Origin of the sequence: Celeribacter persicus (assembly GCF_003050785.1) — a bacterium.
GTDB classification, from domain to species: domain Bacteria; phylum Pseudomonadota; class Alphaproteobacteria; order Rhodobacterales; family Rhodobacteraceae; genus Celeribacter; species Celeribacter persicus.
In genome coordinates this window covers 210,328-235,553 of sequence record NZ_QAOH01000001.1, presented here as the reverse complement: position 1 = coordinate 235,553, position 25,226 = coordinate 210,328, and the positions used below count along the sequence as shown (strand labels likewise).

The following is a 25,226-nucleotide window of genomic DNA, read 5'->3' as shown; positions in this document are numbered from 1 at the left end:
TGTCCGGGGCGGCGCAGGTGGATCGACGGTTTAATCCGCAGCGATGTAGAGGTCCTTGGAATACCAGGTCATCATCACATTGTTGACCGGCCAGTTTTTCAGATCCGGGTCCATCATCGAGGCCGCAGCGAAATGGAAGACCGGAATGATCGGGGCTTCGGCTTCGATGATCTGTTCGACCTGGGTGTAAATCGCGGCGCTGTTGTCGGACGTGCCAGCACTTGCCATCAACGCGTCGACCTCCGGGTTGTCATAACGCCCGTCATTGTATCCCGACCGCGTGGTCACGAGATCCAGAAATGTCGAGGCGTCATTGTAGTCGCCGCACCAGGAATTGCGTCCCAGTTCGAAATCCTGTTCCCCCATGGCGTTCAGATAGGTTTTCCATTCCATGTTGACCAGTTCAACCTGCACACCCAGCTTCTGCCGCCACATCTGCGTCATTGCGATGGCGGTTTTCTTGATGTCGTCACGGGTGTTGTAAAGCAGTTTGAACGTCAGAGGATTGTCGGTGCCGAACCCTGCCTCACGCATCAAATCCGCGGCCAGCGTATCACGTTCGGCCTGACTCATCGCCCGCATCCCACCTTCAGGCAGGACGAAATCCGCAGTGGCTTCGGGCGTGAACGTATAGGCGGGCGTCTGGCCGCCCTGCATGATCCGGTCCGTGATGATCGAACGGTCGACCGCCAGAGACAGCGCCCGACGAACCCGGGCGTCCTTGAACGCTTCCGGCCCCGAGTCTGACAGGTTGAAGCTGTAGAACTCCGAACACAGACGCGGGAATGATTTGGCCGTGTCAGGGTATTCCTCATGCAACTGAGTGAATTGCCCTGCGGGGATCTGGGTCCAGTTCAGTTCACCGGCCTGAAACCGGATCAGTCCCGAGTTTTCGTCATTGATGACCAAACCGACGACCTTATCGAGGATCGTGGCATCGTTGTTCCAGTAAAGCGGGTTGCGTTCACGCACGGAGCGTTCCTGCAAGACATGTTCGGTGAGCACATAAGCCCCGTTGCCGACGATATTTCCCGGCTTCGTCCAGTCAGACCCGTATTGGGTGATTGTCCATTCCGGGAGCGGAAAGGTGATCGGCGTGATGGTCATCTGCGGAAAGTAGGGCAGGCTGCTCGTGAGGCGGATTTCCAGAGTCTGATCGTCAATTGCCGTGATCCCCAGAGACTCGGGCGGCATTTCTCCGGCGATCACCTCCGCGCCGTTTTCGAGCTGCATCAGTTCCATGAACCACGAATAGGGCGAGGCTGTCGCCGGGTCGAGCGCACGGCGCCACGCATAGACGAAATCGCCTGCGGTTACGGGTTTGCCATCGGACCACTTGGCGTTGTCGCGGAGGTGGAACGTATAGACGGTCTTGTCGGCATTGGTGTCGAAATGCGTGGCGACACCGGGAACCAGGTTGCCGTCCTTGTCCTGGTTCATCAGACCCTCGAACAGATCGCGCATGACCTCGAAGGCGATGATGTCTTCGGCCAGTGCCGGATCGAATGTGGTGGGCTCGTCGGACAGACGATAGGTAAAGACCTGCTCATCTGCCAGAGCCTCGCCCGTAACCGGGTGGGTGCCAGCCGCCAGCGCCAGTGTGGATGTCATGCTGAGACCGATGATCCCTACGGCAAGATAGGTCGTGAATTTTCCCATTATTTATTCCCCGTGAACTAGAAGTTATGGTTCTGGATGGATGTCGGGTGTTGCCCCCGGATTCTGGTCCATCAGACATTATGTCAACTTCACTTCCCTTCACGGCTTTTGGCAATTTCGCTAGCGGTGCCAATCCTGCGCCACTAGGATCTCATGCGCGTCACATCGCGTCATATTTTCCATGGCTGATCCGATAAATATGGCGATGGAGATTTCGTTTGAGACGGTTCGATTGAGAGTGGCGGCGGGAAAACCCCGTCATGAGTGACGTGAGTGAGTTGTTCAGAGCTGCAACTCGCGTCACCGGGCGCAATCCCAATGAGAAATATTCCGGCTTAGAAAGTGAGGTATCACATTGGGGATGAAGGCATATGACCGAAATTGCATCTATTCTTGCGCAGGCAGATGACAACGTTGCCGCGGGTCTCAACCGGCTGATGCAGGTCATGCGAATCCCCAGTATCTCGACCGATCCGGCGTATGCCCCCGATTGCCATCGTGCGGCACAATGGTGCCTTGAGACGCTGCGTGAGCTGGGCTTCGATGCGCGGCTCTGTGAAACGGAAGGACAGCCGATCGTTCTGGGGCACGATTTGAGTGCGGGATCGGATTCAGGGCCACATGTGCTGTTTTACGGTCATTACGATGTGCAACCGGCGGAGCCGCTGGACCTCTGGACACATCCGCCGTTCGAGCCATGTGTCATCGAGGCCCCTGATGGACGGGTCCAGATCTCCGGGCGTGGTGCCTCTGACGACAAGGGGCAGTTCATGACCTTTCTCGAAGCCTGCCGGGCCTGGCGGGATGCGGCGGGTTCTCTGCCTCTGCGTATTTCGATTCTGCTGGAAGGCGAGGAAGAAATCGGCGGTCCAAGCATGTTGCCGTTTCTGGAAGCGCACAAGGCCGAGCTGGGGGCCGATCTGGCGCTGATCTGCGACACAGAGATGTGGAACCGGACGACGCCGGCCATCACCACGATGTTGCGGGGATATCTGGGCGAGGAATTCACCCTGATCGCCGCCAATCGTGACCTGCATTCCGGGGCCTATGGCGGACCGGCACGTAACCCGATCCATGTCATCTCCGATCTTCTGGCAAAGCTGAGGGATGAGAGCGGGTGCATCCTGATCCCCGGCTTTTACGACGGGGTGACAGAGCCATCGCCTGCAACGCTCGCGTCCTGGGATGCCTTGCGTCAGCCGGATGCAGAGGTCCTGGCAGCGGTTGGGCTGTCCTGTCCGGCGGGTGAGGTCGGGTTCACGGCACAGGAACAGATTTGGATCAGACCCACCTGCGAAGTCAACGGCATCTGGGGGGGTTACACCGGGGTGGGCGCAAAAACCGTGATCCCGTCGCAGGCTTCGGCCAAATTGTCCTTCCGGCTCGTACCGGGGCAGGACCCGCATGTCATCCGGGCGGCTTTCCGGGATTATCTGACAACGCTGATGCCCGAAGACTGCCGGATTGAGTTCACTGGCTACGATACGTCCAGAGCCATCGAGATGCCGATCGATTCAGATGCCCTGACACGATGCAGGCAGGCATTGGAGGACGAATGGGAAACGCCCGCCGTGCTGATGCCGGATGGCACCTCAATCCCGATTGGCGGCGATTTCAAATCTGTCCTCGGGATCGACACGCTCTTTGTCGGTTTTGCTCTGGCGGATGACAACATCCATAGTCCGAACGAAAAATACGACCTGACCAGCTTTCACAAGGGTATCAGGTCCTGGGTGCGCATTCTTGCCGCGTTGCGGGCGTGAGCGGACGGAAAGTTGAATTGACGCGCGTCACATCGCGAAGCATTCTGCCACCAGTGCAGGAGTATTCGCATTGACCGGACAAAACACGCCCTTGGCCGCAAACCTCAGGCTCATGTGCAACCGCTATCCCTCCATTGCGGATATCTGTCGTCGGATGAAGATCAATCGGCAGCAATTCAACAAGTATCTCAGCGGCCAGTCCAACCCGTCACTGCACAACCTGCACCGGATTGCCGATTTTTTCGGAGTTGATGAAGCCGAACTGTTGTTGCCCCACGATCAGTTCGCCCGCAATGTCTTCGCCCGCCCCAACACCAACCATGTGCCAATCTCAGTCCAGCGTTTTTTTGGAGCGCATCGAGGTGAAATGGCGCAATCATTGCGTGAGTTGCAGCGCTATTGCGGTTATTATTTCATGTATCACCGGTCGCCGGACTGGCCGGACGCGCTGATCAAATCGCTTTTCGTGATCTTTCAGGACCATGAGATGACCTATGGCAAGACAGTCGAGCATCAGTTCAGGATCGACAGCCCCAGATCCAATCGCCGCATCCACAAGGTCGAGAGTCTTCTTTTCCTTGACGCGTCGCGTATTTATGCCGTCGAGCGCGACAGCCATGTCGGCGGCAGCAATTCCTTCATGTTGATCTATCCGTCCGATCACCGGGCGCTGAGCCTGCTTCCGGGGCTCTTGATGAGCGTCAGCATGGCAGGCGACCGCAAACCCTTTGCCTCGCGTATTCTGTTTGAATATCTGGGCCGGTCGACAGCTTTGAAACCTGCCCTGAAAACCTGCGGAATTTATCCTGAGAACCACAAGGGGATCGGCGTGGATATCTGGAGCCGGGCTGCCAATACCATAAGCGATGCATCGGGAACGTTGTTGCCTGCGATCTGAGGTGTGCGCCTGTTGTGAACATATCAGGCTGCCGCTTCTGGTCGCAGCACAGCATTCCTTTCTTCGGGCTGCGTGGTAGTTAGCCTCTGCTTCAGACGATGGGTTTAATTTAATGTCCGAAGGCAAGTCGGTCCACACGGTGGTGGAATATTAAACGTGGGTCTTTGTCGATCTGGTTTGATCCAGAATATGATCTGGGTGGCAGCACGAGCATTGATAAGGGCAACGTATGCATGTTGACCACATGGCTTGACCGAACCGCGCCCGATCGGGTCGTCAGGCCAAGAATCTTCGGCACGTGCAAATATCTTGGTGCGATTGCAGCGTCCGGCGCTCATGGCGTCCTCTTGCCCCACAAGAATACCAAGCCTGATGCACAGAAGGGTAGGCTTTCAGGGCTTCCTTTTCGGAATCTTCCAGAACTTTAGTGATTTCAGCTTTGCCAAGTATCGGGCGCAAATCATCGGGTACTCGCCTTCTATACCGCCAAGCCCCTTTCTTTGTCCGTTGAGCGTACTTCAATACCAAGCCCATGTGTAGTTCCCGTGTACTTTCTTGTGTACCACGAGCACTTCCTAAAGTCATGTATTCTCTGGATAATAAGGCTTTAACCGAAGTTAAATGGTGCCCGGGGGCGGAATCGAACCACCGACACGAGGATTTTCAATCCACTGCTCTACCCCTGAGCTACCCGGGCATGGGTGAACGTCTCTCTCGTTCGGGTAGCGGGTTTCTAGTCGGCGGTTCGGGGAGTGTCCAGAGGAAAATCGCCTCTTCAATGAGGTTTTTTCGCCTCGTTCCCGAACTCCTCGCGCAGGGCCTCTTCCAGTGCTTCGGCGATCTCCTCCGGGTCCTCTTCGCGCATCGACGGGACAGCGTAAGAGCCGTTCATCCATTTCGCAAGGTCGATGTCGGCGCAGCGTTTCGAACAGAATGGACGGTATTTCTGAACGCTTTCCGCACCACAGATCGGGCAGCTCATGAGATCAGCTCCGCAATCGGCATACGGGTACGTTTCTTCTGGATTTCGAAATTGCCGAGCGGCGTCCAACCGGCGAGCACCGTGTCATTGCCTTCGGATTTAAACGCGGCCTTGAGGCTCTGTTCGAACTGGCGACGGTCTTTTTTCGCCATAGGGGCCAGCTCGATGGTGATCTGTCCGGCGAGGCCCCGGACGCGCAATTGACGGGGCAGGTCGCGCGCGAGGGCGATATTGGCCTTGAGCCCCGCCGCCGGGGAGAAATCGCCGCCGGTGTTCACGTCCACCGCCACCATGGCGCGGGTCGGCTCGATAAAGGCATAGCCCGCGCCCTTGAACGGCACGCGCACGTCAAGCGTCGCGTCGATTAACTCATGCACGCCGTGATTGTCGAAGGCGTCCTCGCTGTCGTCGAAGACATCCGCTTCGGGCCAGTCGCGCCAGGCGGCCTCCCAGGCATCGGCGCCCGCGACCAGCAATTCCGGCTCTCCGGCTTCATCGGCCAGAACCGCCTCGGCCAGCTCGCGCATGGCGGCGATGTCTTCTGCGATAGCCTCGGACGCTGCGCTCTCACAGGCAGAACGCAGGATCAGCCCCATGGCCTCGTCCGCGCCCTCCATGCCCTCGGAGGCAAGATCGTGGAGCCGCATCAGATGCTCATCCTCAGTAATCTGCCGGGAAATGTTCAGCCCCGGCGCATCGGGTGTCACAATGGCGTATTTCGATTTGAACAGGAGCCGCGTGGTGACAGGGACGGCCTTGCCTTCCTCGGCGATATGGGTGACCTGCACCAGCATCGGCGCGCCGGGTTTCAGGCCCTTGTTGCCGCGCAGATAGGCCTTCTCGCCATCGGGCAGATCGAGCAGCGCGCCGCCCATGCCCTTGAGGCTCCGTCCGCCCCTGGCGCGAAAGATCGAGCCGGGGGCAGGGGGGGCGTCCTCGCCCGCGTCAATCAGGAAATCTTCGAGCCGTCCGTCGACGATCCACGCTGCGGCGCGTTTGCCCTGAACCTCGCCCAGTGCGATGACTGACCCTTTCATGCGTCTCTCCCGTAAACCGGATAGCCTGCCGCCATCAGCAGATTGGCGGTCTCCGCGATGGGCAATCCCATGACGGCGGAATAGCTACCCTGAATCCAAGGAATAAAAGCCCCCGCAGGCCCCTGAATGCCATAACCGCCCGCCTTGCCGCGCCAATCACCCGAGGCGAGATAGCTGTTGAGTTCGATGTCCGAAAGCCGCTTCATTTTCACCGTGGTGACCACATCCGCTTCCCAGACCCGGTCACCATGGGCAACGGCGACGGCGGTGATCACCCGATGACGACGGCCTGCCATCGCCAGAAGAAACTCGGCGCATTCCTTTTCATCGACGGGCTTGCCCATGATGCGACGACCCAAAGCGACGGTGGTGTCGGCGCAAAGCACGACCTCGTCCGCCGCACGCGGCACCGCTAGAACCTTTTCACGCGCCATACGCGCGCAATAGGGCCGGGGCAGTTCGCCCTTCTGCGGATCTTCGTCAATGTCAGGAGACCGGATCTCGTCGGGCACAAGCCCAAGCTGCGCCAGAAGCTCTTTCCGGCGCGGGCTGCCTGAACCGAGGATCAGTTTCATGGGATCGCGGGCGCTGTTCAGCGGAAGCGATAGTTGATCCGACCCTTGGTCAGATCGTAGGGGGTCATTTCGACCTGCACCTTGTCGCCAGCCAGAACGCGAATGCGGTTCTTGCGCATTTTGCCTGCCGTGTGCGCGATGATCGTATGGCCGTTTTCCAGCTCGACCAGGAATGTCGCGTTCGGCAGGAGTTCCTTAACGACACCGGGGAATTCGAGCATTTCTTCCTTGGCCATGGTCACTCCGTGATTGATTTCGCCCGCCAGTTTGCGGGCGCTCTGGTAAATGCGCCTTTACTGCCGTGTTTTCAAGCTGGTTTTAATGGAAATTACGTAACAAAACCGGGTTTTGCGCTGTTTCACTCTCCGGCCAGTGGGCAAAAACGCTCACATCCGTGCCTTTGCGTGCCTGCGCAAGCGACTCGGAAAGGGTGTTCAGAATGGCAAAGCCGGGCGCGTTTTTCTGTCCGCGCGCCAATGTGCCGTCCTCCGGGGAGGCCCCATCCGGGGGACAGAAAATCCGCGCCTGACCGAGGTTGACGTCGATCACCTCACAGCCCGGCACCTTTCCGACCAAAGGCGCCATGGCGACGATCATCTGACCTTCGAGCGCCCGCGCCCGGCATCCGATCTCCACCCGGCTCGCCCCCTGTTCCGTGTCGGTGCAGGACGGGACCAAAAGGATTTCCGCCCCGGCCTCGGCGTAGCGCCGTGCGATCAGGGGGAATTCGCTGTCGTAACAGATCACGGCAGCCAGTTTGCCGAAGCGGGTGTCGAGGATCGGCATCCCCGCGCCGGGAGCCATATCGAGCGCGCGCTCATAGGGCGTGGGCATGAGTTTTTCGAGCCATTCCTCGCCTTCGGGGCTGCAAAACAGTGCACGGTTGACGATCTTATCGTCCTTGCGGGCAAAGCCGGAGCCACCGAGGATCGTCGCGCCGCTCTCGCGCACCAACTGACGGATGCCATCGCAATAGGTTTCGAAATGATCCGCGCCCCGGATCATCCAGCCCCGCGCATCGAGCGAAACCTCGCCGTAAAACGCCGCCTCAATCGCCGCATATTCCGGGAAGACCACCAATGTGTCGCGATCCGCCGCGATCTCCGCCAGAGCGTCCCGATACCGGTCCAGCCACGCCTCCGGGCGGTCGTGCCACAGCGGTTGCCATGTCGCCGCGATCAGTCTCACAGGCGTTTCCCCCAGAATTGTAGAGGTTTCTCCGAGCTTTCGGCCTCGTCCACGTCTTTCCAATGGAAGGTGGCGATCACGCCTTCCATCGGTGCGTACCCACGTTTGCGCCAGAATGCATCGTGACCGCGCGCATCTTTGGGGCGGAGCGGATGATCCTCGGGCCGGATCACCGAACAAAAGGCCGAATAGCTCAGGCCAAGGCTTCGAGCGTGCGTCTCCCGCGCGTCGAAAAACGCATGCCCCGCGCCATGGCCGCGATACGCGGGCAAAAGTACGGATTCGGCGCAGTAAAACACGGTCTCCATCGGCAGATCGACATCGGCGAAGGCAGCGGCGAAATCCTCTGCATGTTCCGCAAGCGGCGAGCCTGTAGCCGCGCCGACGATCCGGTCGTCATCAAAAGCCGCGACCAACACGGCGCGTTCATTGCCGACATAGCTGGCCATATAGTTGCGCTCATAGTCCAGCGAGCCGTCATAGAGATAGGGCCATTCGCGAAACACCGCGATGCGCAACCGGGCCAGATCGTCGAGCGCCGCTTCGACCTCAGGACCTTTCAACGTGCGAAACGTCAGTCTCATGAGACCTGCGCCAGCCAGTCCTCGGCGTTGTAATAGACCGACACACGGGCGATCTTGCCGTCGCGAATGTCGAAAAACGCCCCGGCGGGCAGGTTGTAGCGCTGTCCCTTCGCCTCCGGGTAGCCTTCGGCGGTCTTGAGATACTTGCCAAGCACCCGGAACTCCGCCGCCCCATGTGTGCCTGCGTCATTGGCGAAAAGCACCATATCGGTCAGGACCTCCTCATAGGCCGTGTCCATGGCCTCCATGAAGGCGGCAAAAGCCTCCTTGCCATGCTCCACCGGTCCCTGATTGATCCGGTGCTCCACGTCCTCGGTCAGACAATCGAGCATGGCCTGATGATCGTGTGCGGCGAAGGCTTCGTAATAGCGGGTCAGAAGCGCCAGTGTTTCCGCGCGATGTTGGGTCATGGGGGAATCCTTGCAACGATTAAGGGTGAGCTATCAGGACTTTTGCGGGCCGAAGCGGGCCTGCATCCGGGTGATGATCTGGTCGCGGGCCTGCCGGTAGGCGTCGAGTTTCGCCTCGCGCGTCTCGCCGATGCCCGTGGGGTCCATGATCGGCCAGTATTCCACGTCGAGGTGATAATAGCGCGTCAGTTCCAGCGCCTGCCGTTGCGAGGCGGGGGAGAGCGCGACAATCAGATCGTAGGAAGAAATGTCGTCGCCCCAGTCCTTGAGATCATCGAAGGAGCGCGCCTGATGGCGGTGCAGTTCGACGCCCATTTCTTCGCACACGGCGACAGCGAACCCGTCGACTTCGAGATCGGAATGCACGCCCGCCGACTGGACATAGACCTCGCCGGGGAAGAATTTCTTCATCAATGCCTCGGCCATGGGCGAACGCACCGCGTTGTGGTCGCAGCAGAACAGAACCGAATGGGGAAGATCTGCCGCCACGTCCTTACCCCCAGTGCAACACGCAGATCAGGGTGAACAGCCGCCGCGCCGTATCTATGTCGACTTCCGCCTTGCCTTCTAGACGCTCCTGCAACACCCGCGCGCCTTCGTTGTGAATGCCGCGCCGGGCCATGTCGATGGCCTCGATCTGTGAGGGCGGCATCTTCTTCACCGCGTCGAAATAGCTTTCGCAGATCTGGAAGTAATCCTTCACCACCTGTCGGAACGGCCCGAGCGAGAGATGGAACTCCGCCGCCTTTTCGCCCTCTTCCGTGGTGAGATCGAAGACCAGACGGCGTTCGCGGATCGCGAGCAAAAGCTTGAATGGTCCTTCCGGCACCTGCCGGTCGTCGCGCGCGGGCAGGGTGAAGGAATTGTCCTCCAGAAGATCGAAAATCGCGACCTTGCGCTCCTGCTCGATCTCGGGCGTCGGCGGCGCAAGGCCCGCCTCGTCGATCTTGACGGAAATCAGTTTGCTCATCGCGTGTTCGCCCGTTTTATGCCCGTGTCTTAAACCTTGCGCCATGATGGCTGTGCCGTTCGGTATGGCGGTTATGTGTCGGTGGAAATCGTGTCCCAGGATTGCTTGCCATATCCGACCAGCCAATTGAACGCATAATGTCGTTCGTAGACAACCCCTGCGTCGAGGTTGGATGGCGCAGGGCGGTTGTTCATTCGTGCATTGGTGGCGGCCCAGTTGTAGCGATAGGCCAACTCTGCCGCGTTCAGGATGTCATCCTGCGGGCGCAGACGCGCCTCGGCGAGCAACCCCTCTCGCCCGAGACGGCTCATCAGCTTGCCCATGTCGGGTACATGTACGATGTCGGTCGGATAGGGCAGGGTGTCGAAGAAGCCGAGCGCCCACATGAGCACATAAACCCCCTCGTAGCGCCATGCGAATTTGACACAGGCCTCGTCCGAGGGCTCCGGGGTGTCGATGAAGGCGCGCTCCTCGGGAGTGAAACAATCCTCCGCGCCGTATTGTGCGATCACCTTGGCGATCAATTCGTCGTCGCGGGTCTCGCCCTTCACCGCAGAGATCATTGCACCCAGAAGCCGGGTCACGATCTCTTCCTCGCTACGTCGGATGTCCTCGCCCACTGCTATATGCGGTGGCAGGAAATCGTTGCTTGGGACGGCTTCGTCGATCAGGCGGGCGATGACGCGATCTTTGCGCAGTTCTGCCGCGTCTTTTTTCGATCCGAACACGCGCTCGAAGAGCTTCATCTCATGCGCCTTCATTCAGCCGGTCGAGACGGGCGCGCACCGACAGGCCGTGCGCTTCGAGGCTCTCGGAGTTTGCCAGACGTTCCGCCGCCGGGCCAATCGCCTTGAGCGCCTCGGGCGACATTTTCGCCAGTGTGGTGCGTTTCAGGAAATCCATCACCGACAGACCCGAGGAGAACCGGGCCGAACGTGCTGTGGGCAAAACGTGGTTCGGCCCGCCGACATAGTCGCCGATGGCCTCAGGCGTCCATGCGCCAAGGAAAATCGCCCCCGCGTGGCGGATTTTTTCCGAGAGCGCATCCGGGTCTTCGACGCAAAGCTCAAGGTGCTCGGGGGCAAACCGATCCGACAGCTCTGCCGCCTCATCGAGATCGCGGGTGGTGATCACCACACCGAAATCTTCCCAGGATTTACCCGCAATCGTGCGGCGCTCCAGCGTCTCAAGCCGCTTTTCCACGGCTTTCGCCACCGCACGCCCGAACTCCGCATCATCGGTGATCAGGATCGACTGCGCACTCTCGTCGTGTTCGGCTTGAGACATCAGATCGACGGCGATCCAGTCCGGGTCGTTGTGTTTGTCGGCGATCACCAGAATTTCGGACGGCCCGGCGATCATGTCGATGCCGACCTTGCCGAACACCCGGCGCTTGGCGGCGGCGACAAAGGCGTTGCCCGGCCCGGTGATTTTGTCGACCGGTGCGATGGTTTCTGTGCCATAGGCAAGTGCCGCAATCGCCTGTGCCCCGCCGATACGGTAAATTTCGTCGACACCTGCGATACGAGCGGCCAAAAGCACCAGCGGGTTGGCTACGCCGTCGGGCGTCGGCACGGTGATCGCCAGACGTTCCACCCCCGCGACTTTCGCCGGGATCGCGTTCATCAGGACGGACGACGGATAGGATGCCAACCCGCCCGGCACGTAAAGTCCCGCCGCCGACACCGGCGTCCAGCGCCACCCCAAAGTGGCCCCGTCCGGATCGGTCCACATCTGGTTGTCGGGCATCTGGCGGACGTGGTAGGCGCGGATGCGTTGCGCCGCGAGTTCAAGCGCCTCGCGTTCCGCATTCGAAACCTCCGCACAGAGGGCGTCAATTTCATCTTCGGAAAACCGCAACCCTTCCGCCGTCAATTCCATCCGGTCGAATTTCGCGGTCAGGTCCAGCACCGCCGCATCGCCCCGTGTGCGCACATCCGCGATGATCCCTGCCACCGCTTCGTCCACATCCGGGCTGTCCTCGCGCTTCATCGTCAGAAGAGCGGCAAAGCGGGTCTCGAAATCGGCATCCGTGGTGGACAGGAAATGGGGCATGTCGGTCTCCTTTGGCCTATCGCCATACAGCGCCCGACGGCGCCGGACAAGCACGCGCGGATATCAGTCGTCGTGTTTCGGCACCTTGTGGGAAGGAGCCACATAGGGCCGGGTCACATCCTTGAGTGTCACGTCGAGCGCCTCGACATCGAGCGCAATCGCCCCGTCGCCCGCGAGCGTGATTTCGACCGTGCCCATGCCGTCTTCGGCCGGGGCAAACGTGACGGTGAGAATGGACAGGATCATTTCCTTGTCCCCGGATGGCACGCCCGAAGATCGCGCGGACATCACATCCTCAAACATGAGAACCGCCTGTACCCGTTCGACCGGACGTCTGCGTTTTTCGGCGGCCTCGACATCTTCCCAGCGAAAGCGGTTGATTAGCAGGGCAAAGCGGCGATGCGTCGCATCATAGGAAATCTCGCCCATCGGCACCACGGCGTCCTGCACCAGCGCCGAAATCACCGTCAGGTCATCCGTGTCCATCGCCTTGAGCGCCAGCGGACGCTCTCCACCGTCTTCGAACCGGGCATCTTCCACCATCAGCTTTTGATCCTCTCGATATGTGCCCCGAGGCCGGAGAGCTTTTGCTCGATGAACTCATAGCCGCGGTCGAGGTGATAGACCCGTGAGACCACGGTTTCGCCCTCGGCGGCCAGTCCTGCGAGGATGAGCGACACGGAGGCCCGCAGATCGGTCGCCATCACCGGAGCGCCCTTGAGTTTCCCGACGCCATGCACGGTCGCGTGGCCGCCATGCACCTCGATCTGTGCCCCCATGCGGATGAGTTCCGGGGCGTGCATGAAACGGTTCTCGAAAATGGTTTCCTCAAGGACGGATGTGCCCTCGGCTGTGCACAGAAGCGCCATCATCTGCGCTTGTAAATCGGTCGGAAAACCGGGGAAGGGTTCGGTGACCACGTCCACCGCCTTGACCCGTTCGCCATTGCGCTTGACGGTCAGGCCGCGCGCGTTCTCGGAGACGGAAATCCCGGCCTGTTCCAGTTTCCCGACAAAGCTCTCAACGAGCGACAGCTTGCCGCCAAGGCAGGTCACTTCCCCGCCGCAGATCGCGGGCGCGAGCATGAAGGTGCCAAGCTCGATCCGGTCGGTCACAACCGGATGGGTCGCGCCATGAAGGCGATCGACGCCCTGAATTTCGATACGCGAACTGCCCGCGCCCTCGACCTGCGCACCCATCTTGATCAGGCAGTCACAGAGATCGACGATCTCCGGCTCGCGTGCAGCGTTCTCAAGCACGGAAGTGCCTTTCGCGAGGGAGGCGGCCATGACGAAATTCTCCGTCGCGCCGACGGAGGGGAAGCGCATGTGATGCACGGCCCCCTTGAGCCCCCCCTTGGCCGTGGCATGCAGATAGCCGTCTTTCAGCTCGATCTCCGCGCCGAGAGCTTCCAAAGCCGTGGTATGCAAATCCATCGGACGTGCGCCGATGGCACAGCCCCCTGGAAGCGACACGACCGCATGACCGAGACGGGCCAGGAGCGGCCCGAGCACGAGATTCGACGCACGCATCTTGCGCACGATGTCATAATCCGCGACCGGGTTGATCTCCCCGTGCGAGGACATCGCCTGTACCTTGCCGTCCTGAAGGGCCGAAACCTCGGCGCCAAGAGAGGCCAGAAGCGCGGTCATCGTCTTGATGTCCGACAGGCGCGGCGCATTGGTGAGCGTCAGCGGCTCCTCGGAGAGAAGTGTGGCGGGCATCAGCGCGAGACAGGCGTTCTTCGCCCCCGCAATCTCGATATCGCCATTCAGAGGCCCGTTGCCCCGTACCAGAATCGAATCCATCCGCTCGTCTCACTCGTCCTTGCCGTCGCTCTCATCGGAAGCGTGGCGCGCGCGCGCCTGTGCCTTGCGTCGCTGAAGATTGGCCCTCAACGCCGCTTTCAGGCGCTCGTCCCGGCTTTTCGGAGCCGGTTTCGCGCTTTTCCGCTTGGGATCGGTCTTGGTGTCCATGTCGTTCCATGTAGCCAATGCTGCCGGGTCCGTCCAGCCTTGGAACCTTATGGGGCTGGCGTTTCGCGCAATTGTGCGCGACCTGCCGCGACGCAGGCGGGAATGGGGCGGCAAAGAAATTTACCGACCGGGTATTTTTTCGCGAAAATGCGCTTGCACCGCGCAGCGATCACGTCTAATTAGCCGCCCACGGCGACGGTGATACACGCACCACCGCATCCCGGCGCTGCTGTAGCTCAGAGGTAGAGCACTCCCTTGGTAAGGGAGAGGTCGAGAGTTCAATTCTCTCCAGCAGCACCATTCTTCCTTCATGAAATGCTCATTGTTCGGTGCGCTACCGCATCTGTCTGTGTCTTGGCGGCAATTCGTCCCGATTTGGCTGAACTCCGCGACAGGTTTGAAAAACTCTGTCACAGAGAGGGAATTTCAGGAGGAACCATGTCGATTATCGAGACGCTGAAAGACCGGATTCGTGGCAAAGGTCTGCGCATCGTGTTTCCTGAAGGCGGTGATGTACGGCTCAAACCCGTGATCGAGACGTTGTGCACCGAAGATCTGGCGCGTCCCGTTTTGCTGTTCGAGACCCGCGCAGCTTTGGAACAGGTCGGGGATTTGCCTGAGAGCGTGACATGTCTGGCGGTTGATGATCCGCAGTTGGCGCAGGAATGGGCCGGGCGTTTCAGAGCGCAAAACCAGAGGGTTGGTGAGAAACGCCTGCTCCGCGGTTTCCCGAAACCTCTGCATGCCGGGGCGATCATTCTGGGGGCGGGCGGGGCGGAGGCCATGGTTGCGGGGCTTGCGGTCCCGACCGAAGAGGTGATCCGCACAGCCTTTACCTATCTCGGCCTGACGGATGGGCTGAAAGCGCCGTCGAGCCTGTTTCTCATGCGCATTCCGGGATTTGCGGGCAGCGAAGGCGAGGCGATGATTTTCGCGGATTGCGGTGTGCAACCCGCCCCCGACAGCGAGGCACTGGCGCAGATCGCGTTGACGACGGCGCAGACCGCCGTAGATCTCCTCGGATGGGAGCCACGCGTCGCCTTCCTGTCGTTTTCGACCGACGGCAGTGCCCGGCACGACAGGGTGGATCACGTGCGCAAGGCAGTGCATCTGGCTCAAATCCGCGCGCCCGGGCTGAAAATCGACGGGGAGTTCCAGCTTGACACCGCCATCGTGCCGGAAATCGCCGCGCGCAAGCTCACCCGCCCTTCCGAGGTTGCCGGGCGGGCCAATATCCTGATTTTTCCCGACCTCGATGCGGGCAATACTGCTTACAAGGCGGTGCAGCGCTTTGCCCGCGCCGATGCCTATGGGCCTTTCCTGCAGGGTTTTCGCCACAGCGTCAGCGATCTGTCGCGTGGTTCCACCGATGACGACATTCTGGGCGTCGTGCTCATGGCGCTGGCGCGGGCCGAAGGGCAACGCCACCGCCTGTCTCAGCCCTGAAACGGGTAGGACGGGTAATCGCCGGTCGGGATCACGTCGGATACCAGACAGGGCAAGGGCGCATCGAGCCATGTATAAAGCGTCACCGCCCCCGGTTCGAACGTCAGACGGTTGTCCACGCCGGGGCGCAGATCGACATCGACCGCATGCCCGGTCGCTGGCGCGATCTGGCAGGTGATACGGCCGATTTGCGTGGTCATCGCGCGATGGACATGGCCGGAAATCATCCGTACCGGACCGGGATGGGCATTGAGCCGCGCCATGAGCGCCGCGCCGTTGCGCAGGTTGTCGTCATCCATTGAGGTGATCGCGGAGGGCATCCACGGGTGATGCGTGGCAATGACCACGGGTTGAGCTCCGATCCGGCTCAAAACCTCATCAACCAGCGCAAGGCCTTCCTTGGCGAGATCGCCGTGATGCGCGCCTTCGAGCAGGGTATCGAGACCGATCAGGGAAAAGGGGCCGAAATCGCGGTGCCAATGGATCGGGCCGCGCTCCGGCATCCAGTCGGAGCCCGCGAAAGCCGAGCGCATCGCAGCGCGTCGGTCGTGATTGCCCGGCACGGCCAGCCAAGGCAATTCAAGCGGGGCCATCAGCGCGCTGAAATGCGCATATTCCTCCGGCGTGCCGTGATCGGTCAGATCGCCGGTGACGATTGCACAGGAGACATCGCCCAGAACCGGCAGTTTGGCGTTGATCGTCTCAATCGCGCGGGTGAGCGCGGCTGCGGTGTCGGAGCGACCACAGGCCAGTGCGCCGGGGGCGACGATATGGGTGTCGGTGATCTGGAGAAACGCGGGCATTCAGACGGGACTTTCGGCAGGATGATGAGGCGTTCAGGAGGGGGCGAGGCGTTTGCGTCCCAAGGAACGTGACGCTTTCGATGCGGGCCGTCAACGGGCCTTGGCTGTCGGGAGAAATAACGTCGGCACGCATGAAAATCGTGTATTTCGGGGGGTGGCGCTGTCTTGCTGAAGGCGATTACCGGTCGGGTTTCGCAGCCAGTTGTGACAGTGTCAGGCAAAGCTCGGTCGCGACCGCCATATCCTGCACCGAAATCCATTCGAGCGGGCCGTGGATGTTCTGCATCCCGGTGAACAGGTTCGGCGTCGGCACGCCCATCTCGGTCAGGCGCGATCCATCGGTGCCACCCCGGATCGGGACGGAGACCGGATCAAGGCCGATCTTGCGACAGGCCTCCGTGGCCAGATCGACCGGCGTCATGTCCTTTTCCAGCCAATAGCGCATGTTGCGATATTGCGGGCGGATGTCGCAGGTGATCGTGGCGCGCGGTTCGGTCGCGGCGACAGCCTCACAGATCTGCTGCAAAAGCGCCCCCTTCGCCGCCAGACCTTCGCGTTCGAAATCGCGCAGGATGAAGCGGATTTTCATTTCCGAGGAGCCGCCCACCATGTCGGTGGCGTGAATGAATCCGTCCACCCCGTCGGTGGTTTCCGGCGTCATGGTGACATGGGGCAGGGTCTGGATGATCTTCGCGGCCAGATGGATCGCGTTCACCATCTTGTCCTTGGCAAAGCCCGGATGGATCGAGACGCCTTTGACGGTGACGTCTGCGGCATCGGCTGAGAAAGTCTCGAATTCGATCTCGCCGACCTTGCCGCCATCGAACGTATAGGCGAACTCCGCACCGAGATCCTTGGGGAGCCGGGGCGACACGCCGCGTCCGATTTCCTCGTCGGGGGTAAAGGCGATGCGGATCGGGCCATGGGGGATTTCGGGCTGGGAGAGCAAGTGCTGTGCCGCGGTCATGATGATCGCGACGCCCGCCTTGTCATCCGCGCCCAGAAGGGTGGTGCCGGAGGCGGTTACGATGTCATGGCCCTGTTTTTCGGCGAGATAGGGGAACTCTTCGGGCGAGAGCACAAGATCGGGATTGTCCGGAAATGTGATCTCGCCGCCGTTGTAGCCGCGCACGACGCGGGGTTTCACGCCGGTGGCGTTGAATTGCGGCGCGGTGTCGACATGGGCGAGAAAGCCGACGGTCGGACCTTCGGCGGTGCCGGGAATGGTGGCGAGCACAACGCCGTAGTCGGTGAGTTCCACATCTGCGGCCCCCATCGCGGTGAGTTCCGCCTGCAACATGCGCAAGAGGTCGAGCTGGATCGCCGTACTTGGTGCGCCGGGGGCGTCTTCATCGCTCTGGGTGTCGATGGCGGCATAGCGGACCAGACGGTTTTCAAGGTCCTTGTCGAACGCGTGTGTCATGAAATGTCCTTCTCTGTTGTGCCGAGAAGGGAACGTGCAGGGCGAAGAGTCAAGTTCGGGGCGGACAAGGAAACGTGAGGCGGCGGATGTCCCGCCTCATCGCTGAATTATGCAGCGCCGGTGATCCTGTTCACATGGCCCATCTTGCGGCCCGGCTTCACATCCGTCTTGCCATAGAGATGGATCGCGACAGAACCGTCTTTCGCGAACTCCGGAATGCGGTTCACATCGTCGCCAATGAGGTTCAGCATCTCGACATTGGAATGCCGTTTGCCATCGCCCAGAGGCCAGCCGACCACGGCGCGGATGTGTTGTTCGAACTGGTCGATGACACAGCCGTTCTGGGTCCAATGGCCGGAATTGTGCACGCGGGGCGCGATCTCATTGACCACGAGACCATCGGGCGTGACGAAAAGCTCGACCCCCATCACGCCGACATAACCGAGCGCATTCAGGATTTTGGCGGCCAGAAGCACGGCATCGGTGCGCTGCGCCGGTGTCAGACGGGCGGGCACGGTGGTCGTATGCAGAATGCCGGATTTGTGCACGTTTTCACCGGGGTCGAAACAGGAGATATCCCCGGCCTGACCACGTGCGGCAATGACGGAGACCTCATGGGTGAAATTGACAAACCCCTCAAGAATTGCGGGTGCGCCGGCCATGTCCTTGAGGGCCTGATCGGCCTCGGCAGGGGCCATGATCCGGGCCTGCCCCTTGCCGTCATAGCCGAAGCGGCGGGTTTTCAGGATCGCCGGTGTGCCAATCTCAAGCAGGGCTTCGGCCAGATCGACGTCGTCGTCCACGGCGGCGAAAGGCGCGACCTGAAGACCCAGTTCGGACAGGAAGCTCTTTTCGGTGAGACGGTCCTGAGAGACCGCAAGCGCCTTGCGGTTCGGGCGGATCGGCACGATGGATTCGATGAGATCGAGCGCGGAGGTCGGCACGTTTTCGAACTCGTAGGTCACTACATCGACGCTTTCGGCAAAGGCCCGCAGCGCGGTTTCATCCTCATAGGGCGCGGTGGTCACTTTGTCGGCGACATGACCGGCGGGCGGGTTGGTGCCGGGCTCGAAAATGTGGGTCTTGAACCCGAGGCGGGAGGCCGCGACGGAAAGCATCCGGCCAAGCTGACCGCCGCCAAGAATGCCGATGGTCGCATTCGGAGCCAGGGTTTCGATATCAGTCATCGGCAGGCTCATCGGGAATGGAGGCGGAAAGGGCTTCGCGCCACGCATCGAGGCGTTCGGCCAGTGCAGGATCGGAGGTTGCGAGAATGCCCGCCGCCATCAGCCCGGCATTTGCCGCGCCCGCCTCGCCAATGGCCATGGTGGCAACCGGGAAGCCCTTGGGCATCTGGACGATGGAATAGAGGCTGTCGACGCCCGAGAGCGCACGGGTCTGAACCGGAACGCCGATCACCGGCACGCGGGTCTTGGACGCCATCATGCCGGGCAGATGCGCAGCCCCGCCCGCGCCTGCGATGATCACCTTGAGGCCACGCCCCGCCGCCTCTTTCCCGTAGCTCCAGAGACGGTCCGGCGTGCGGTGAGCGGAAACAATCTTGGCCTCGTACGGTACGCCCAATTCGTCCAGAATTTCCGCTGCGCGTTTCATGGTGGGCCAGTCGGACTGGCTGCCCATGATGATGCCGACCTCGACGCTCATATGGCTCATCTCCCGGGAAAGTGTTGCTTTCCCGCCTTATAGCCGATGCGCGCGCTTACGCAATGATGTCCGGGGTGATCTGGTCTTCCAGAAGGGCGATCCGGTCCTTGAGCGCGAGTTTTTGCTTTTTCATCCGTTGCAGGCGCAGGGCATCGAGATGACCGGTCTCCTGCATCGCGTCGATCGCGGCATCAAGATCCCGGTGCTCGCGTTTGAGCATCTCGAGTTTGACCTTGAGCACCTCCAGATGATCCATACGGTTGGACACGTTCATCGCGTTGTCTCTATGTGTTGTTTCGGCGGTCGCGTTATTCAACTCTAGCCGCAAATGCGCGAAACTCAAAGCGTTCTGAGAGGCTCTTGAAGCTGTAGGTGCAACGCCCCATATTTTTCGGGAGGGGTTGCCGCAACCGGGACCCGTGAAGGTGAACACAGTCGCTTCTGAGAGAGGACGTGGTGATGACGAAAGTAGGCTTTGGTGCCCATCCGTTTCTGTTGGGCTTTGACCAGTTGGAGCGCCTTGTGGAACGCACGGCGAAGTCCGATGCCGGGGGCTATCCTCCTTACAACATTGAACAATCCTCAGAGAACACCTACCGGATCACGCTCGCTGTCGCGGGCTTTGCCGAGGAAGACCTCGCGATCACGCTGGAAGACCGTCAGCTTGTGGTGCGCGGGCGTCAGGCCGATCCCGAAGAGGGACGGGTGTTCCTGCACCGTGGCATCGCCGGACGACAGTTTCAGCGCTCTTTCGTGCTGGCTGACGGGGTCGATGTCACCGGCGCTTCGATGGAAAACGGGCTTCTGCACATCGACCTGACCCGCGCCATGCCCGATACAGTCGTTCAAACCATTCAGATCAGGAAGGGGTAAGCCATGAACACGCGCTATCCGCATCTGCCCTCTGAGGGGGGCGAAGAGAAAATCGTCTACGTCCGCCCGGTTGCCGTGGCCGACCTGCCTAAAGAGGTGCAGGCACAGGCTGGAGGGCTTGACCACATCTATTCCGTGAACGGGGCCGACGGTACGCGCCTTGCTCTGGTTGCCAATCGCCAGCTCGCTTTCGTATTGGCGCGCGAGCACGATTTTGCGCCGGTGAACGTCCACTAAGGAGCTGTCTGCAACGGTTCTTCTTGCAAACTTAAAGGTACTGACCTACCGAGAGACGAAACGCACTTCGTCTCTCGGAAAGATCTTCCATGAAAGATTTCGTTGTCTCGCTGACCGCGATCCCTCCGCGGTTCGACGATCTCATGCCGACACTGTTGTCTTTGCGGGAGCAAAGACACGTCAACATCCGCGAAATTCGTCTCGATCTGCCGCGTCGCTACCGCCGCTTTGCCTTTGATCTTGCGACGGATTTGCCCGATTTGCCCGATTGGGTCAGTGTGCGCATCTGCGAAACCGATTACGGTCCCGCCACGAAAATCCTGCCCGCCGCGAAGGATTACGCGGGCGAGGATGTGTTCCTGTTCTATTGCGATGACGACCAGCAATACGAGCCGGAACTGCTCTACAAACTTGGTACCGCTGCCGAGGCGCATCCGAACGATGTGATCTCCAATATGGGGTACAACCTCAACGAACGGCTGGCCAATCCCTGTTACGATTTCCCGCGCAGCTTCCAGCCCCGCGCGAAACGCCGACGCAAGGGCTGGCGCTATCGGCTATGGCGTCTGCGGACCGGATTGCGCAAGAAATTCGCCTTCGTGGGCACACCCGGCTACATTGACGTTGCCGAAGGTTTTGGCGGCGTGCTGGCGCGTCCGTCTTTCTTCACGCCCGATATGTATGACATCCCCGAGATCATCTGGACGGTCGACGATCCTTGGCTTTCGGGGCATTTCACCAAGAACGGACACGGAATCTGGCGTCCCGCCGATACCTTTCGATTCGCGCACAATCGTGGGGCAGAGGCACTGGCGGATTTCGTTTGTCAGGACCATGGACGGGCCGAGGCGGATACGCTCTGTATCGAGTATTTCCGGGACAATTACGGCATCTGGGGCGGTGACGATCCCGCGACCCGTTTCAATCGCGATCTGACGGAACCTCGCCGCTGGAATGGCTGACCTACCGGATTTTGCGCCAGCTCTGGCTAAACCCGGGTTATAGACCGGTCTTCTCCACGCGAAACGCATTTGCTCTGGCGGAGGTGCCGGTTTAGCTTTCGGTCATGCACAAACGACGCATTGTGTCCGTGAGGCAAGCCAGAAAGCGAGCGAACATGAAGATTTCCCAATCCTACAGCGGGTTGCAGAAGCTCCTGCACTGGGCGGTGGTGCTGACCTTCGCTTTCAACTACGTGGTCTCGGACGGGATGGGACGGGCGCTCCGGACCTTTACCCAGACCGGTGTGAACGACAACACCACGGCGAAGTTGCATGTCATCGTCGGTGTGACGACGCTGGTTCTGATGATCATCCGGGTTGTGGTGCGACTGATCCAGGGGGCACCCGCGCTGCCGCCTGCACCGCATCCGCTGCTGGAAAAGGCTGCCCATGGGGTGCATTTCTTGCTCTATGCGGCGATGATCGCGACACCTGCCGCCGGGGGAGCGGCTTGGTTTCTCGGTATCCGGGCGGCCGGTGAGGCCCATGAGGTGCTGGTGAACCTGACGCTTATCCTGATCATTATCCATGTCGCGGCAGCGCTCTATCACCAGTTCATTCTCAAGGACAATCTTCTGAAACGCATGGCGCCGCACTGAAAGCCGGAATAGCAAGAATACCATACGAGAAAGCCCCGACCGATTGGCCGGGGCTTTTTTCGTTGCTGTCCTCAAGGGTCTCAGTGAGCGGCGATCAGCCCCATGGACTCGAGCTTGAGAATGACCTGATGGGCACAGTTGTCCACATCATGGCCCTCGGTCTCGACACGCAGTTCCGGGTTTTCCGGGACTTCGTAGGGGTCGGAGATGCCGGTGAATTCCTTGATCTTGCCTTCGCGAGCCAGCTTGTAGAGCCCCTTGCGGTCGCGACGTTCGCATTCCTCGATGGAGGTGGCGACGTGGACCTCGACAAAGGCACCGAAATTCTCGACATCCTCCCGCACGGCCCGGCGGGTCGAGGCATAGGGCGCGATCGGTGCACAGATCGCGATACCGCCGTTCTTTGTGATTTCGGAAGCCACGTAACCGATGCGGCGGATGTTGAGATCGCGGTGCTCTTTCGAGAAGCCCAGTTCGGAGGACAGGTTCTTGCGCACGATGTCGCCATCCAGAAGCGTGACCGGACGCCCGCCCATCTCCATCAGTTTCACCATGAGCGCGTTGGCGATGGTGGATTTGCCGGAGCCGGAGAAACCGGTGAAGAATACGGTGAAGCCCTGTTTCGAACGCGGCGGTTTGGTTTTGCGCAGCTCGTTCACCACTTCGGGGAAGGAGAACCACTCGGGGATTTCCAGACCTTCCTGAAGACGGCGGCGCAGCTCGGTGCCGGAGATGTTGAGGATGGTGACGTTGTCCTTGTCCGCGATCTCGTCGGCGGGTTCGTACTGCGCGCGCTCCTGCACATAGACCATGTGTTTGAAGTCGACCATTTCGATACCCATCTCTTCCGCGTGTTTCGCGAAAAGCTCCTGCGCATCGTAGGGTCCGTAGAAATCCTCACCGGCGGAGTTCTTGCCCGGCCCGGCGTGGTCGCGACCGACGATCAGGTGGGTACAGCCGTAATTCTTGCGGATCAGACCGTGCCACACGGCCTCGCGCGGACCTGCCATGCGCATGGCGAGCGGCAGCAGGCTCATCGTCGTGGTCGATTGCGGGTATTTGTCGAGCACAGCCTCATAGCAACGCACGCGGGTGAAGTGATCCACGTCGCCGGGTTTGGTCATGCCGACAACCGGATGGATCAGCAGGTTGGCCTGAGCTTCTTTCGCGGCGCGGAAGGTCAGTTCCTGATGCGCGCGGTGCAGCGGATTGCGGGTCTGGAACGCCACGACACGACGCCAGCCCACCTTGCGGAAATAGGCGCGCAGTTCGTTGGGCGTGTCGCGACGGGCGCGGAAATCGTAATGCACCGGCTGCTGGATGCCCACGATGGGACCGCCGAGATACACCTTGCCCGCCGTGTTGTGCAGGTAGTTCACGGCCGGGTGGGCCAGATCGTCGGCACCAAAGACCATTTCGGCCTCTTTCGCCTTGTTCGGCACCCAGCGGTCGGTGACCGTCATGGTGCCGAGGATCACGCCCTCCTGATCGCGCAAAGCAATGTCCTGACCGAGTTCGATCTTGGCGGCGAAATCTTCGGAGACATCGAGCGTGATCGGCATCGGCCAGAGTGTGCCGTTCGCGAGGCGCATATTCTCGACGACGCTGTTGTAATCTTCCTCGGACAGAAAGCCCTTGAGCGGGTTGAACCCGCCGTTCATCAGAAGTTCGAGGTCACAAATCTGACGCGGGGACAGATCCCAGCTCACAAGATCGGCGGCTTCGACTTTGAGCTTTTGGGCGCTGTCGTAGGAGACATAAAGCTCGGGGATCGGGGCGAGGTTCTGCGGCATGATTGAGGCCTTCTTGCGCTGGTCGGTACGAACGAAACGAGCTTGCACAAACATGACGCCGCAAGCTCCACGGGGCCATACTCCCATGCGGGTCTTCAAATCAATAGACGCGGGTGAAGAAACGAAAAATGAGGCCTGTAAGCCTCATTTTTCTATGTTTTGTGGGACGAATGTCCGCCCAATGTTGCCGCTGGAAGATCAATATCCCCAAGGGCTGCGCATTGGTTCACTCCTGTGCCGCAAGCCAGTGTTCGGCGTCGAGCGCGGCCATGCAGCCCATGCCTGCCGAGGTCACCGCCTGACGGTATTTGTGATCGGTGAGATCGCCTGCGGCGAAGATGCCGGGGATGGAGGTTTCCGTCGTGCCCGGTTTCACCGAGACATAGCCGCCGTTGTGCAGGTCGAGCTTGTCTTTCACCAACTCGTTGGCGGGGGCGTGGCCGATGGCGATGAACACGCCTTTTGCGGGGATGTCGGTAATCTCGCCGGTCTTGACGTTGCGCGCCTTCACGCCGTTCACGCCCTTCATCGGGGCCTCGTCGCCATAGACTTCGACCAGTTCGTTGTCCCAGAGCGGCACGATCTTCTCGTTCTTCATCAAACGGTCGATCAGGATTTTCTCCGCCCGCAGGCTGTCGCGGCGGTGGATCAGCGTCACTTTCGAGGCAAAATTGGTCAGGAACAGTGCTTCTTCAACCGCCGTGTTGCCGCCGCCGACCACGACGATCTCCATGTTGCGATAGAAGAACCCGTCACAGGTGGCGCAGGCGGAGACACCATAGCCTTTGAACGCTTCTTCCGAGGGCAGGCCAAGCCATTTGGCGCGTGCGCCGGTGGCGAGGATCACCGCATCCGCCGTATACACCATGCCGCTGTCGCCCTTGGCCACAAAAGGACGGCTGTCGGTGTCGAGCTCCACGATGATGTCGGAGATGATCTCCGTGCCCATCGCCGCAGCATGTTCCTGCATCTTCACCATCAATTCCGGTCCCTGCACTTCGCTGTAGCCGGGGAAGTTCTCGACCTCTGTGGTGGTGGTCAACTGACCACCGGGTTCCATCCCTTGCACGAGGATCGGGGAGAGCATCGCGCGTGCGGCATAGATGCCCGCCGTGTAACCCGCCGGGCCGGAGCCGATGATCAGAACTTTCGTGTGTTTCGTGTCCGCCATGTCGGGACCTCATTTTTACGTGTTGTCTTTGCTGTTGACTTCGATATAGACACCGCGCTGCGGTGACGCAAACCCTGTGCGACGCACAGCCGCGGTGAAAAAATGGGCAGACGCCGTT

Annotated in this window: 30 protein-coding genes and 2 tRNA genes; 8 read left to right on the top strand and 24 right to left on the bottom strand. The window is 60.4% G+C overall.

Annotated elements, in window-relative coordinates:
* Positions 1-30: 30 nt before the first annotated feature.
* Complete coding sequence (locus tag C8N42_RS01290; RefSeq protein ID WP_245889929.1) at positions 31-1,659, bottom strand: peptide ABC transporter substrate-binding protein; 1,629 nt, start codon at positions 1,657-1,659, stop codon at positions 31-33.
* A gap of 371 nt (positions 1,660-2,030) precedes the next feature.
* On the opposite strand from C8N42_RS01290, the gene C8N42_RS01285 reads away from it, so the two are divergent.
* Complete coding sequence (locus C8N42_RS01285; protein ID WP_107814726.1) at positions 2,031-3,422, top strand: M20/M25/M40 family metallo-hydrolase; 1,392 nt, start codon at positions 2,031-2,033, stop codon at positions 3,420-3,422.
* A 70-nt stretch (positions 3,423-3,492) separates the two neighbouring features.
* Positions 3,493-4,320 carry a helix-turn-helix domain-containing protein gene (locus tag C8N42_RS01280; RefSeq protein WP_146168231.1) on the top strand — a complete coding sequence of 276 codons (828 nt, stop codon included), beginning with the start codon at positions 3,493-3,495 and terminating at the stop codon, positions 4,318-4,320.
* Between the two features lie 276 nt (positions 4,321-4,596).
* Here C8N42_RS01280 and C8N42_RS22145 read toward each other — a convergent pair whose 3' ends face one another.
* From C8N42_RS22145 to C8N42_RS21465, 16 genes are all read right to left on the bottom strand, one after another.
* The gene (locus C8N42_RS22145) at positions 4,597-4,854 is read right to left on the bottom strand and encodes a DUF6538 domain-containing protein (protein WP_425430504.1); all 258 of its coding nucleotides are present in this window, start codon (positions 4,852-4,854) and stop codon (positions 4,597-4,599) included.
* Positions 4,855-4,942: 88 nt separating this feature from the next.
* Positions 4,943-5,017, bottom strand: a tRNA-Phe gene (locus C8N42_RS01275).
* 78 nt (positions 5,018-5,095) lie between these two features.
* Entirely contained in the window at positions 5,096-5,302 is a 207-nt protein-coding gene (locus C8N42_RS01270) for a DNA gyrase inhibitor YacG (protein ID WP_107814724.1), read from the bottom strand.
* Positions 5,299-6,339 carry a ribonuclease E/G gene (locus C8N42_RS01265; protein ID WP_107814723.1) on the bottom strand — a complete coding sequence of 347 codons (1,041 nt, stop codon included), beginning with the start codon at positions 6,337-6,339 and terminating at the stop codon, positions 5,299-5,301. Before C8N42_RS01265 ends, C8N42_RS01270 begins: the two co-directional genes overlap by 4 nt.
* On the bottom strand, positions 6,336-6,914 hold the full coding sequence (locus C8N42_RS01260; protein WP_107814722.1) for a Maf family protein: 579 nt from the start codon (positions 6,912-6,914) through the stop codon (positions 6,336-6,338). The genes C8N42_RS01265 and C8N42_RS01260 overlap by 4 nt, the downstream gene beginning before the upstream one ends.
* A gap of 17 nt (positions 6,915-6,931) precedes the next feature.
* A complete protein-coding gene (gene infA, locus C8N42_RS01255; protein ID WP_009573923.1) occupies positions 6,932-7,150 on the bottom strand; it encodes a translation initiation factor IF-1 in 219 nt (72 codons plus the stop codon).
* Positions 7,151-7,232: 82 nt separating this feature from the next.
* Positions 7,233-8,102 (bottom strand): nitrilase-related carbon-nitrogen hydrolase, encoded by an 870-nt coding sequence (locus C8N42_RS01250; protein WP_170109157.1) that lies wholly within the window; start codon positions 8,100-8,102, stop codon positions 7,233-7,235.
* A complete protein-coding gene (locus C8N42_RS01245; RefSeq protein WP_107814720.1) occupies positions 8,099-8,686 on the bottom strand; it encodes a GNAT family N-acetyltransferase in 588 nt (195 codons plus the stop codon). The genes C8N42_RS01250 and C8N42_RS01245 overlap by 4 nt, the downstream gene beginning before the upstream one ends.
* Positions 8,683-9,096: a ketosteroid isomerase-related protein gene (locus C8N42_RS01240; protein WP_107814719.1), complete on the bottom strand. Its 414-nt coding sequence runs from the start codon at positions 9,094-9,096 to the stop codon at positions 8,683-8,685. Before C8N42_RS01240 ends, C8N42_RS01245 begins: the two co-directional genes overlap by 4 nt.
* A gap of 33 nt (positions 9,097-9,129) precedes the next feature.
* On the bottom strand, positions 9,130-9,585 hold the full coding sequence (locus C8N42_RS01235) for an arsenate-mycothiol transferase ArsC (protein WP_107814718.1): 456 nt from the start codon (positions 9,583-9,585) through the stop codon (positions 9,130-9,132).
* A gap of 4 nt (positions 9,586-9,589) precedes the next feature.
* On the bottom strand, positions 9,590-10,066 hold the full coding sequence (locus C8N42_RS01230) for a UPF0262 family protein (RefSeq protein ID WP_107814717.1): 477 nt from the start codon (positions 10,064-10,066) through the stop codon (positions 9,590-9,592).
* A 71-nt stretch (positions 10,067-10,137) separates the two neighbouring features.
* Complete coding sequence (locus C8N42_RS01225) at positions 10,138-10,812, bottom strand: DUF4272 domain-containing protein (RefSeq protein WP_170109156.1); 675 nt, start codon at positions 10,810-10,812, stop codon at positions 10,138-10,140.
* A 1-nt stretch (position 10,813) separates the two neighbouring features.
* Entirely contained in the window at positions 10,814-12,121 is a 1,308-nt protein-coding gene (gene hisD / locus C8N42_RS01220; RefSeq protein ID WP_107814715.1) for a histidinol dehydrogenase, read from the bottom strand.
* A gap of 63 nt (positions 12,122-12,184) precedes the next feature.
* Complete coding sequence (locus tag C8N42_RS01215) at positions 12,185-12,664, bottom strand: DUF2948 family protein (protein ID WP_107814714.1); 480 nt, start codon at positions 12,662-12,664, stop codon at positions 12,185-12,187.
* On the bottom strand, positions 12,664-13,929 hold the full coding sequence (gene murA / locus C8N42_RS01210; RefSeq protein ID WP_107814713.1) for a UDP-N-acetylglucosamine 1-carboxyvinyltransferase: 1,266 nt from the start codon (positions 13,927-13,929) through the stop codon (positions 12,664-12,666). The genes C8N42_RS01215 and murA overlap by 1 nt, the downstream gene beginning before the upstream one ends.
* Positions 13,930-13,938: 9 nt before the next feature.
* Positions 13,939-14,097: a hypothetical protein gene (locus C8N42_RS21465; protein WP_170109155.1), complete on the bottom strand. Its 159-nt coding sequence runs from the start codon at positions 14,095-14,097 to the stop codon at positions 13,939-13,941.
* A gap of 225 nt (positions 14,098-14,322) precedes the next feature.
* On the opposite strand from C8N42_RS21465, the gene C8N42_RS01205 reads away from it, so the two are divergent.
* Positions 14,323-14,397, top strand: a tRNA-Thr gene (locus tag C8N42_RS01205).
* A 138-nt stretch (positions 14,398-14,535) separates the two neighbouring features.
* A complete protein-coding gene (locus C8N42_RS01200; protein WP_170109154.1) occupies positions 14,536-15,543 on the top strand; it encodes a phosphate acyltransferase in 1,008 nt (335 codons plus the stop codon).
* Here C8N42_RS01200 and C8N42_RS01195 read toward each other — a convergent pair.
* From C8N42_RS01195 to C8N42_RS01175, 5 genes are all read right to left on the bottom strand, one after another.
* Positions 15,534-16,346, bottom strand: a complete 813-nt coding sequence (locus C8N42_RS01195; RefSeq protein ID WP_107814711.1) for a phosphodiesterase — start codon at positions 16,344-16,346, stop codon at positions 15,534-15,536. The two genes, C8N42_RS01200 and C8N42_RS01195, sit on opposite strands and share 10 nt — an antisense overlap.
* A 178-nt stretch (positions 16,347-16,524) precedes the next feature.
* Positions 16,525-17,769 carry a peptidase T gene (pepT, locus tag C8N42_RS01190; protein WP_107814710.1) on the bottom strand — a complete coding sequence of 415 codons (1,245 nt, stop codon included), beginning with the start codon at positions 17,767-17,769 and terminating at the stop codon, positions 16,525-16,527.
* Positions 17,770-17,876: 107 nt separating this feature from the next.
* Positions 17,877-18,956, bottom strand: coding sequence for a 5-(carboxyamino)imidazole ribonucleotide synthase (locus tag C8N42_RS01185; protein WP_107814709.1), 1,080 nt, complete (start codon positions 18,954-18,956; stop codon positions 17,877-17,879).
* Positions 18,949-19,434 (bottom strand): 5-(carboxyamino)imidazole ribonucleotide mutase, encoded by a 486-nt coding sequence (gene purE, locus C8N42_RS01180; protein WP_107814708.1) that lies wholly within the window; start codon positions 19,432-19,434, stop codon positions 18,949-18,951. Before purE ends, C8N42_RS01185 begins: the two co-directional genes overlap by 8 nt.
* 55 nt (positions 19,435-19,489) lie before the next feature.
* Positions 19,490-19,708: a YdcH family protein gene (locus C8N42_RS01175; protein ID WP_107814707.1), complete on the bottom strand. Its 219-nt coding sequence runs from the start codon at positions 19,706-19,708 to the stop codon at positions 19,490-19,492.
* Positions 19,709-19,893: 185 nt separating this feature from the next.
* On the opposite strand from C8N42_RS01175, the gene C8N42_RS01170 reads away from it, so the two are divergent.
* The 4 genes from C8N42_RS01170 (at position 19,894) to C8N42_RS01155 (ending at position 22,144) form a co-directional block, all read left to right on the top strand.
* Entirely contained in the window at positions 19,894-20,307 is a 414-nt protein-coding gene (locus C8N42_RS01170) for an Hsp20 family protein (RefSeq protein WP_107814706.1), read from the top strand.
* Between the two features lie 3 nt (positions 20,308-20,310).
* Positions 20,311-20,544 carry a DUF1150 family protein gene (locus tag C8N42_RS01165; RefSeq protein WP_107814705.1) on the top strand — a complete coding sequence of 78 codons (234 nt, stop codon included), beginning with the start codon at positions 20,311-20,313 and terminating at the stop codon, positions 20,542-20,544.
* Positions 20,545-20,633: 89 nt separating this feature from the next.
* Positions 20,634-21,506, top strand: a complete 873-nt coding sequence (locus C8N42_RS01160) for a hypothetical protein (RefSeq protein WP_107814704.1) — start codon at positions 20,634-20,636, stop codon at positions 21,504-21,506.
* A gap of 155 nt (positions 21,507-21,661) precedes the next feature.
* The gene (locus tag C8N42_RS01155; protein ID WP_170109153.1) at positions 21,662-22,144 is read left to right on the top strand and encodes a cytochrome b; all 483 of its coding nucleotides are present in this window, start codon (positions 21,662-21,664) and stop codon (positions 22,142-22,144) included.
* An 80-nt stretch (positions 22,145-22,224) separates the two neighbouring features.
* Here the strand turns inward: C8N42_RS01155 and C8N42_RS01150 are convergent, their stop codons facing one another.
* Positions 22,225-23,937 (bottom strand): bifunctional sulfate adenylyltransferase/adenylylsulfate kinase, encoded by a 1,713-nt coding sequence (locus C8N42_RS01150; RefSeq protein ID WP_107814702.1) that lies wholly within the window; start codon positions 23,935-23,937, stop codon positions 22,225-22,227.
* Positions 23,938-24,163: 226 nt separating this feature from the next.
* Positions 24,164-25,108, bottom strand: a complete 945-nt coding sequence (gene trxB, locus C8N42_RS01145) for a thioredoxin-disulfide reductase (RefSeq protein WP_107814701.1) — start codon at positions 25,106-25,108, stop codon at positions 24,164-24,166.
* Positions 25,109-25,226 lie beyond the last annotated feature (118 nt).

Bases quoted from the DNA above. Each gene is read 5' to 3' on its own strand.
- C8N42_RS01290 (WP_245889929.1), bottom strand. From the start codon at position 1,659: ATGGGAAAATTCACGACCTATCTTGCCGTAGGGATCATCGGTCTCAGC.
- C8N42_RS01285 (WP_107814726.1), top strand. From the start codon at position 2,031: ATGACCGAAATTGCATCTATTCTTGCGCAGGCAGATGACAACGTTGCC.
- C8N42_RS22145 (WP_425430504.1), bottom strand. From the start codon at position 4,854: ATGGGCTTGGTATTGAAGTACGCTCAACGGACAAAGAAAGGGGCTTGG.
- C8N42_RS01270 (WP_107814724.1), bottom strand. From the start codon at position 5,302: ATGAGCTGCCCGATCTGTGGTGCGGAAAGCGTTCAGAAATACCGTCCA.
- C8N42_RS01265 (WP_107814723.1), bottom strand. From the start codon at position 6,339: ATGAAAGGGTCAGTCATCGCACTGGGCGAGGTTCAGGGCAAACGCGCC.
- C8N42_RS01260 (WP_107814722.1), bottom strand. From the start codon at position 6,914: ATGAAACTGATCCTCGGTTCAGGCAGCCCGCGCCGGAAAGAGCTTCTG.
- infA (WP_009573923.1), bottom strand. From the start codon at position 7,150: ATGGCCAAGGAAGAAATGCTCGAATTCCCCGGTGTCGTTAAGGAACTC.
- C8N42_RS01245 (WP_107814720.1), bottom strand. From the start codon at position 8,686: ATGAGACTGACGTTTCGCACGTTGAAAGGTCCTGAGGTCGAAGCGGCG.
- C8N42_RS01240 (WP_107814719.1), bottom strand. From the start codon at position 9,096: ATGACCCAACATCGCGCGGAAACACTGGCGCTTCTGACCCGCTATTAC.
- C8N42_RS01230 (WP_107814717.1), bottom strand. From the start codon at position 10,066: ATGAGCAAACTGATTTCCGTCAAGATCGACGAGGCGGGCCTTGCGCCG.
- C8N42_RS01225 (WP_170109156.1), bottom strand. From the start codon at position 10,812: ATGAAGCTCTTCGAGCGCGTGTTCGGATCGAAAAAAGACGCGGCAGAA.
- hisD (WP_107814715.1), bottom strand. From the start codon at position 12,121: ATGCCCCATTTCCTGTCCACCACGGATGCCGATTTCGAGACCCGCTTT.
- C8N42_RS01215 (WP_107814714.1), bottom strand. From the start codon at position 12,664: ATGGTGGAAGATGCCCGGTTCGAAGACGGTGGAGAGCGTCCGCTGGCG.
- murA (WP_107814713.1), bottom strand. From the start codon at position 13,929: ATGGATTCGATTCTGGTACGGGGCAACGGGCCTCTGAATGGCGATATC.
- C8N42_RS21465 (WP_170109155.1), bottom strand. From the start codon at position 14,097: ATGGACACCAAGACCGATCCCAAGCGGAAAAGCGCGAAACCGGCTCCG.
- C8N42_RS01200 (WP_170109154.1), top strand. From the start codon at position 14,536: ATGTCGATTATCGAGACGCTGAAAGACCGGATTCGTGGCAAAGGTCTG.
- C8N42_RS01195 (WP_107814711.1), bottom strand. From the start codon at position 16,346: ATGCCCGCGTTTCTCCAGATCACCGACACCCATATCGTCGCCCCCGGC.
- pepT (WP_107814710.1), bottom strand. From the start codon at position 17,769: ATGACACACGCGTTCGACAAGGACCTTGAAAACCGTCTGGTCCGCTAT.
- C8N42_RS01185 (WP_107814709.1), bottom strand. From the start codon at position 18,956: ATGACTGATATCGAAACCCTGGCTCCGAATGCGACCATCGGCATTCTT.
- purE (WP_107814708.1), bottom strand. From the start codon at position 19,434: ATGAGCGTCGAGGTCGGCATCATCATGGGCAGCCAGTCCGACTGGCCC.
- C8N42_RS01175 (WP_107814707.1), bottom strand. From the start codon at position 19,708: ATGAACGTGTCCAACCGTATGGATCATCTGGAGGTGCTCAAGGTCAAA.
- C8N42_RS01170 (WP_107814706.1), top strand. From the start codon at position 19,894: ATGACGAAAGTAGGCTTTGGTGCCCATCCGTTTCTGTTGGGCTTTGAC.
- C8N42_RS01165 (WP_107814705.1), top strand. From the start codon at position 20,311: ATGAACACGCGCTATCCGCATCTGCCCTCTGAGGGGGGCGAAGAGAAA.
- C8N42_RS01160 (WP_107814704.1), top strand. From the start codon at position 20,634: ATGAAAGATTTCGTTGTCTCGCTGACCGCGATCCCTCCGCGGTTCGAC.
- C8N42_RS01155 (WP_170109153.1), top strand. From the start codon at position 21,662: ATGAAGATTTCCCAATCCTACAGCGGGTTGCAGAAGCTCCTGCACTGG.
- C8N42_RS01150 (WP_107814702.1), bottom strand. From the start codon at position 23,937: ATGCCGCAGAACCTCGCCCCGATCCCCGAGCTTTATGTCTCCTACGAC.
- trxB (WP_107814701.1), bottom strand. From the start codon at position 25,108: ATGGCGGACACGAAACACACGAAAGTTCTGATCATCGGCTCCGGCCCG.